Origin of the sequence: Anaerovibrio sp. (assembly GCF_024697385.1) — a bacterium.
Classification (GTDB): Bacteria; Bacillota; Negativicutes; order Selenomonadales; family Selenomonadaceae; genus Anaerovibrio.
The window spans coordinates 1-7,200 of record NZ_JAILFV010000195.1 but is presented as its reverse complement, the minus strand read 5'-3'; the positions used below and the strand labels follow the sequence as shown (position 1 = coordinate 7,200).

Below are 7,200 nucleotides of genomic sequence, written 5' to 3'. Positions count from 1 at the left end.
CATTGTTCAAATTTTTCTTCTTTAGAAGAAAAATCTTCCAATTAGCGTTTCAACGAGCTGGGAGATATGCTCGCCAGCTGTTGTAGTTTGTTTTCCCCCACCTAAAGAGGAAGGGGACATCTTAAAGCTCGTTATAAAAATGGATGTTTTATTTATTATGCACTGACGGATTGTTGGACCTTATCCACCTGATGGCAGACAGCATCCATATATCCGAGTACATACAGTCGCAGGCTAATGCTGCTGAATGTACTAGATCTATTTACAATTCAAGGAGGTTTATCAATTGGAAGCAAATCGTATTTACAACTTTAATCCAGGACCTTCCATGCTGCCTTTGGATGTGTTAAAAGAAGCACAGGAAGAATTTTTAAATTTTCAGAATACTGGCATGTCCATTCTGGAAATCAGTCATAGAGCCAAGGCTTATGACGATGTTCACAATCAGGCCAAGGCTGATATACTGGAACTCATGCAGCTCGGCGACGACTACGAGGTACTGTTCATCCAGGGTGGTGCCAGCCTGCAGTTTGACATGATTCCCCTTAATTTCGCCACTCCGGAAAAGCGCGGCAACTATGTTCTTTCCGGAAGCTTTGCCAGCAAAGCTTACAAGGAAGCCGAAATCCTTGGCTGTGGATATGCAGCTGCTTCCAGTAAGGATGTTGATTTCAAACATATACCTACCCAGGGCGAAATCAAGCTGAGTGACGATGCAGCTTACCTGCATCTCTGTTATAACAACACCATTTACGGCACAGAGTATCATTATATCCCTGACACCGGAAATGTACCTTTAATAGCCGATATGTCTTCAGATATCCTGTCCCGGCCGCTGGATTTTTCAAAATTCAGCTTCATTTACGCAGGTGTCCAAAAGAATTTAGGTCCGGCCGGAGTTGTATTGGTAGTTGCAAAAAAATCCATGCTGGAAAAGAGTCCTGAAAAATTACCTACTATGCTTCGCTATGATACCTTCTTTAACAAGAATTCCCTTTACAACACTCCACCAGCCTTCTGTATTTATATGGTTGGTAAAACTGCAAAATGGATAAAGGCCCAGGGTGGATTGGCAGCACTGGAGAAAGTCAACAGAAAGAAAGCTGCCCTGGTATATGGTGTAATAGATGAAAGCAATGGCTTCTATCGTGGTCATGCTGATAAGGACAGCCGCTCCCTGATGAATGTTACCTTCCGTCTCCCAAGTGAAGATCTGGAAAAGAAATTTGTTGCCGAGGCTCTGGAAAATGGTCTCAGCGGTGTAAAGGGTCATCGCAGTGTAGGCGGAATGAGAACCTCCATTTACAATGCAATGCCATATGAAGGCTGTGAGAAGCTGGCTGACTTTATGACAAAATTCCAAAAAGCAAACCGCTGACAATTATGCAGGGTATATAAAAAATCAGGTGGAGTTTTATACTCCCCCTGATTTTTTTGTTTTCCGAATCATGATATAAATCGTATTCTCGCCTCAAACAGCCTGTTCCATGGACTTGTCATACGGATATTCTTAATGACGCCAATATTTGGCATATTAAGCTGGGCAAAGAGCTGTAAAAGCGTCGTCGCCCGCCACTCCACACTGCTTTTATTATCTCCCAGTACAGAATACACGCCTGCCCCTTCAAACCATGACAACTGCCTGGCTACCGTTTGCCGGACATTGGACTGATATGCCCAGTCATCCAGATACCGGATTGCCAGCAGCATATTCTTGTCATCGTCCTTCATATCCTTTGCCAGAATTCCCTGGGCAATGGCATATCCAACACTGTTGGTAGGAGTATTCCAACCGGAATATGATTTCACCTTAAACAAGAGCTGTCTGCGGTTTAATTCTTCCATCAATGAATTATCAGCACCATTGACAAAAGAAACATCAGCTATTCCAACCGGATATCTCTTTTTCAGCGCATCCTCCACCATATCAGCAAAATACCGGACTCCCGGACGCAACTCCCGGCTGTTGCTGTACCAATTAGCTGCCAGGGTTTCACCGTTTGGATTGGTATTTACCAGCAAAAGGAATTCCGCCTGCTCCGGAGTCTCCACATACCGCCCTCCCAAAAGGGCTACCCCTTCCCTTACAGTGGTATCAATAGGTTCATCAGAATATGTAGGGATGGTATTGCATCCGTTTCCCCAATTATACTGTGCAGTAACAGCAGGGTGCTTATCTCTTATATCATTTAGGGTACGAACCAAAAGCAACATGCCCAGTTCATCTATACCCGCTAAATTATGCACATTATTTACTGCCAGATCCTGCGCATATTTGGTTAAATGACGGCTTTCCATATGTGTTTGTGACCATGCAGCACAATCATCACGCCCCAGGGCAAAGCATTCAAAAACTTTATTCTTGGACAGCCTCAGCAATTCCTTATTTATGTTTAAATTCTTGGCACGCCTGTTCAGCCAGTCATTTATGTACTCAGCAGGAATAAGCTCCTTCAAAAAGCTGCGTTCTTTTTCCTCTGCAGTAGACAAAACGCCTTCATCAGCCATATCATTCAGCACTGTATAGCGGAATATATCTATTCCATAGCGCTGGTAATACTCCGGTTCCTCTGTACCGGAATGTTCTCCGGAGCTTGGAGTACGCATTATGGATGCAAAAACATACATCTTTGCAGCGGGATATTTGTCCTTAAAATCAGCAAAGCGCTTAACCCGCTCCTTAAGGGTTGCCTCCGGAATACTATGCTTTCTGGAACCAACGAGACTGCCATAAATCATACTGTCAGCAGATATAACGATTCCCTTGACATCAGGTGCTAAATCCCTGATCATGGCATCAGATTTAAGACGCTTCCTTTCTTCCTTGGTGGGCTTACGAAAAACAGTTGCGTTTTCTTCAAGCCATTTCCACAACTCATCAGGATTCCCCATAAACTCCCGGGAACCCAGCAGCTTATCAGGAGGAACCACAACCTCAACGCCTGCTTTGCACACAGTATCTACCGGCATCTCATCAGAAACCGGTCTATTATCATGGGGAATAAAAATTATCCGTCCACTTGTTATGCTGTTTTGATAAAATTTGGCCGAATTACCTGTATTCATCACTGTAGCAGCATAAGCATCTGCAGCAATCACAGAAAACATCAGGCATAAAAAGTAAATAAAATAATTTCGCATAATGTATATCATTTTGTCAGAACATTTAAAACCATTTGTTTTATATCGCCCGGAATATCCACTTTGGTCTTGAAGGTAATATATCCCTGGTGTGGAGTAGCCGATTCAATACTGAACAGATCCAGAAGACGATGTCCCTGAATCTGGGTAGATGCCAGCTCCGTTTTTTCCAGTACCGGGCGGAAATCCACCCTCACACGGTTTCCCTTAATTTGCGTTGGCAAATCTTCCCCCAGCTCTATCTTGCCAAAAAGATTCTGAACCATGGACAGTGATATCCTGGAAAAAAACCATGAGCCTAGACCGTGGTCCTTTAATGCCCGTTCCTTTACCCGAAATGTCATATGTGAACCATCCTGGTCGTGTACCATTTCCTCCAGATATCCTGACAATTCTATCCTGCCAATCTTCTTGGTATCTGCATTGATGTCAATTTTTCCATCCTCACGGGAAGCTATTGTCACACTGGTTATATTGTTGTCACTGCCTGAAAACCTTTCAGCCAGGGCATCATTGATAACAGAATCCGGGACGGCTATACTGCCATTTAATATATCCACTAACGACTCATGAGTCCAGGTATTCTGAATAACTTTTATTACCGGACCATAGTCCTCAATCACTTGTGACACCTGAATCCAGTCAATATTTGAAGCAGCCTCTATGACTGCTGGTGGTAAATCCATTTTTTGCTCCTCTATTTTGCAGCAGTTGTTTGATTTGCGCCCTTGGCCTCGTTCTCCTCAGCTCTTATATCCTGCCACATTTTTCTGGCATCATAATAAACCTTGCTGTCCTTCATCTTCAACTCCTTGTCATTGATGAGCCTGCTTAAATAACCCACACAATGATCCCTGTCTCCAACGCGGTTAAACAGGGTAGCCAAAAGATACATAACCGTATTATCAGACAGGCTTTCCACAGGATATCTCTCAGTCATTAAGGAACGCTCATAGTAATCAATGGCTTTATGGGCCCATTCCATTTCCTGCTCCTTCATTTCTGTCAGCCGATAAATCCATGACATGCGCAGGGACAGTCCTGCCAACCTGGACAAAGGCGCATTGATAGCCTCTGCACAGTATATTGCCAGCTGATATGAAGCAACAGCATCCGGCAACTTTCTTTCAGGGGTAAAAATAAAGGATACCCGTCTCTCCTTTAAAAATTGGGCCAACATAGCCCTGTGCCTGTCAGGCAACGGAGTCAGGAAATGCTTTTCATCAGCCGCAAAGCCACAATGCTCACAGGCCAGAATAGTATAATAATACGGATTAAAATCGCGATAATGACAGCAATAATCATCATCTGTGTGCTGTACCATTAATCGTGACTTCACCTTAACCACACGGGTCTTCTCTCCACACACCGGACAATTTTTTTCTACTACAAAAGTAAACTCATTGGGCATTTTAAGTCTCCTTCCTTTACTGCTCAATAACACAGATGTGCAAAAATTTCCCGAAAACTAAAAGCATTGTATCGTACTTTAAAACCTCACGGATATGACAATGATACCCGCAAAAACCGGCTATGGCGAGTCGGTATTCCACAAGGAAATATTTTCCACCGGGTTACAGCTTACAATTCACCAAAAACATCATGCGCCTGTCCCAGCAGAGGTTGCCTTATGCTTGGCAATATATTCCTTTTGGGCAGCAAGCACCCTTGCTTTGAATCGTGCGTCTAATTTACTGCTAGCCCGTTCAGCCAATTCCAGCTGATTACGCTGGGCATAATCTAAAATAGCGTTATAGAACTTCGCATCAAAGCTCATAGGTGACAATGATTTTAAATCAATAGTCTGTTGGAGATTACATTCCTCAATTGTTGTCAAGGTCGAATCCAAATAGTCTACCTGTCTCACATTCACAGAAGCAGACTTAATATCAAATTCCAAATACTCCGCTACACCGACCAAATCATCAAATCCACTTAATGACTTGCCGTTCCAGCGGCGTTTGGACACTACATCATGTATCATCAGTTCATCATATATTTTAAGCACCGGCACAGTCACCCTATTGGTATCAACTGTGCCATCGGCATTCCTGACAAAACATATTTGCTGAACATTGTAATAATAATCCTGACGGGCTGAAGACTGAACCCATTTATACACATCCCCCGGCACCTCAGGTGCTGCTCCCGCAATGTAGGGACACATAGTACATAACATAAATGCTGCAAAAAACAAAATCTTTCTCATGACATACCTTCCTCCAAATCACACTTTCAAAAGTTCATTATAATTAACTTGGATGAAAAACTAATGAAAAGTACTGTAATCAATCTGTATCATGAGGCCTGTATAGTGCTTCCAGCTCATAAGGAGTCTCCTGATATACATAATAGTTAAGCCAGTTGGCAAAAAGCAGATTGGCCACCGAACGCCATCTTACAATAGGTGGCTTGGTAGGGTCATCATCCGGATAATAATTCTTGGGAATCATGACATTGGTAAGTCCAGCTGCCATATCCCGGTCATACTCTGCCTTCAAAGACAACGGATCATACTCCGCATGCCCCGTGATAAAGAACTGACGTTTGTCCAGATTGGCAATGGCATAAACCCCGGCCTCCTCGTCAGACTCAGCCATAATGGTCAACTCAGGAATCCGTTCAATATCTTTCTTGCGTACCTCCGTATGGCGGGAATGAGGAACATAAAACTCATCGTCAAAGCCGCGGAAAAGTCGTTCATTCTCCACACAAAGATGATGCTTATATACCCCGAAAATCTTCGGAGCCACATCATACTTTTTTATACCATAATGATAATACAAACCCGCCTGGGCTCCCCAGCAAATATGGAAGGTGGAATAGGCGTGGGATTTGCTCCACTCCATGATTTCCGCAACTTCCTCCCAGTAAGCCACATCCTCAAAAGGCATCTGCTCCACCGGAGCACCGGTTATAATAAATCCATCGTATTTTTTATGACGAACCTCCGCAAAGGTACCATAAAACTCGGTTAAATAATCCGTTGTGGTATGGGTAGGCACATAGGATTCTGTATATATAAAATCCACCTCCACCTGGAGTGGGGTGTTACCCAACAGGCGCAGCAGCTGAGTCTCAGTCACCTGCTTTATGGGCATAAGATTTAAAATCAATAACTTCAGCGGTCGGATATCCTGACTGTAGGCACGGTCAGAATCCATAACGAAAATATTCTCACCCTCCAGAATCTTCGTTGCCGGAAGGTTATTCGGTATCTTAATTGGCACGAAATCACCTCAAAAACTATTTATGAAAGCTGGTCATTCATTGTCCAAGCTATAACGCTTTACCCAGCTCTCATGCCCTCCCTCATAACCCTTGAGGGCTTTAAGGGCCTTTTCACTGTTGGTACCAGGTTCAATCACATGGTACATACCATCAGTAGTATTTGTAATGTCCTTCCAGCCTGTGTTGGCATTCCAGGTCATAACCCGAATCACTTTTTCCGTATACATTGGAATATTTACGGCCTTTTTCTGGAAGATGATACTTTCCACTTCGCTGGCAGAAGATTTCTTTTCCTGCCATTCCCAAAAAATAATATTCTGACCCTTCAGACGCATGGTGGATGTATCTGCCATACTGTAAACCACACCGCCGCCATTAGGGGCATCCTGCCACAATTGGAGCCAACGATCATCTGCCTTACGGCGCTCATTTTCTCCCTGGCTGAAAATGCTGTCCACGATATAACAATAGAAATCCTCGTCAAACTCCTGGGAATTCATTTCCTTTGGACGAACCGGGCTGTACACCTTCTCCCACAGCTTGTTGTCATCCTTATCATAAAAGGACTCGTTCAAATAGGCCAGTGTACGGTTCTGGGGATTAACCTCCACCTCAGCCAGACTGTAGGCCAGCTGGCCAGGGTTAATATCCTTAATACCGTAATTATTAAGTGTCTCCTGAGCCCCCGCAGGACTGTAGGTGGTCTTGGTCCAGGCACTTATCTGTACCGCAATATTTCCAAAGGAGCGCAGCACCTGCACCTTACCAGGGGCATAAAACTTACTGTATTTATCATCGGAGGAAATCCAATACCATTCTGCACTATCA

General features: G+C 43.8%; 7 protein-coding genes. 1 reads left to right on the top strand and 6 read right to left on the bottom strand.

Going from position 1 to position 7,200, the window contains the following annotated elements; genetic code table 11:
• Positions 1–286: 286 nt before the first annotated feature.
• Positions 287–1,378 (top strand): 3-phosphoserine/phosphohydroxythreonine transaminase, encoded by a 1,092-nt coding sequence (gene serC, locus K6C05_RS10215; protein ID WP_296734388.1) that lies wholly within the window; start codon positions 287–289, stop codon positions 1,376–1,378.
• 68 nt (positions 1,379–1,446) lie between these two features.
• On the opposite strand, the gene K6C05_RS10210 is transcribed toward serC, so the two are convergent.
• The 6 genes from K6C05_RS10210 to K6C05_RS10185 form a co-directional block, all read right to left on the bottom strand.
• Positions 1,447–3,108, bottom strand: coding sequence for a DUF4127 family protein (locus tag K6C05_RS10210; RefSeq protein ID WP_296734386.1), 1,662 nt, complete (start codon positions 3,106–3,108; stop codon positions 1,447–1,449).
• 41 nt (positions 3,109–3,149) lie between these two features.
• On the bottom strand, positions 3,150–3,827 hold the full coding sequence (locus K6C05_RS10205; RefSeq protein WP_296734385.1) for a hypothetical protein: 678 nt from the start codon (positions 3,825–3,827) through the stop codon (positions 3,150–3,152).
• 11 nt (positions 3,828–3,838) lie between these two features.
• Entirely contained in the window at positions 3,839–4,552 is a 714-nt protein-coding gene (locus K6C05_RS10200) for a DUF2225 domain-containing protein (protein WP_296734383.1), read from the bottom strand.
• Positions 4,553–4,741: 189 nt separating this feature from the next.
• On the bottom strand, positions 4,742–5,350 hold the full coding sequence (locus K6C05_RS10195) for a hypothetical protein (protein WP_296734381.1): 609 nt from the start codon (positions 5,348–5,350) through the stop codon (positions 4,742–4,744).
• A 79-nt stretch (positions 5,351–5,429) separates the two neighbouring features.
• Entirely contained in the window at positions 5,430–6,371 is a 942-nt protein-coding gene (gene metA / locus K6C05_RS10190; protein ID WP_296734379.1) for a homoserine O-succinyltransferase, read from the bottom strand.
• Between the two features lie 33 nt (positions 6,372–6,404).
• On the bottom strand, positions 6,405–7,200 hold a 796-nt coding region (locus K6C05_RS10185), incomplete at its 5' end, for a hypothetical protein (protein WP_296734377.1).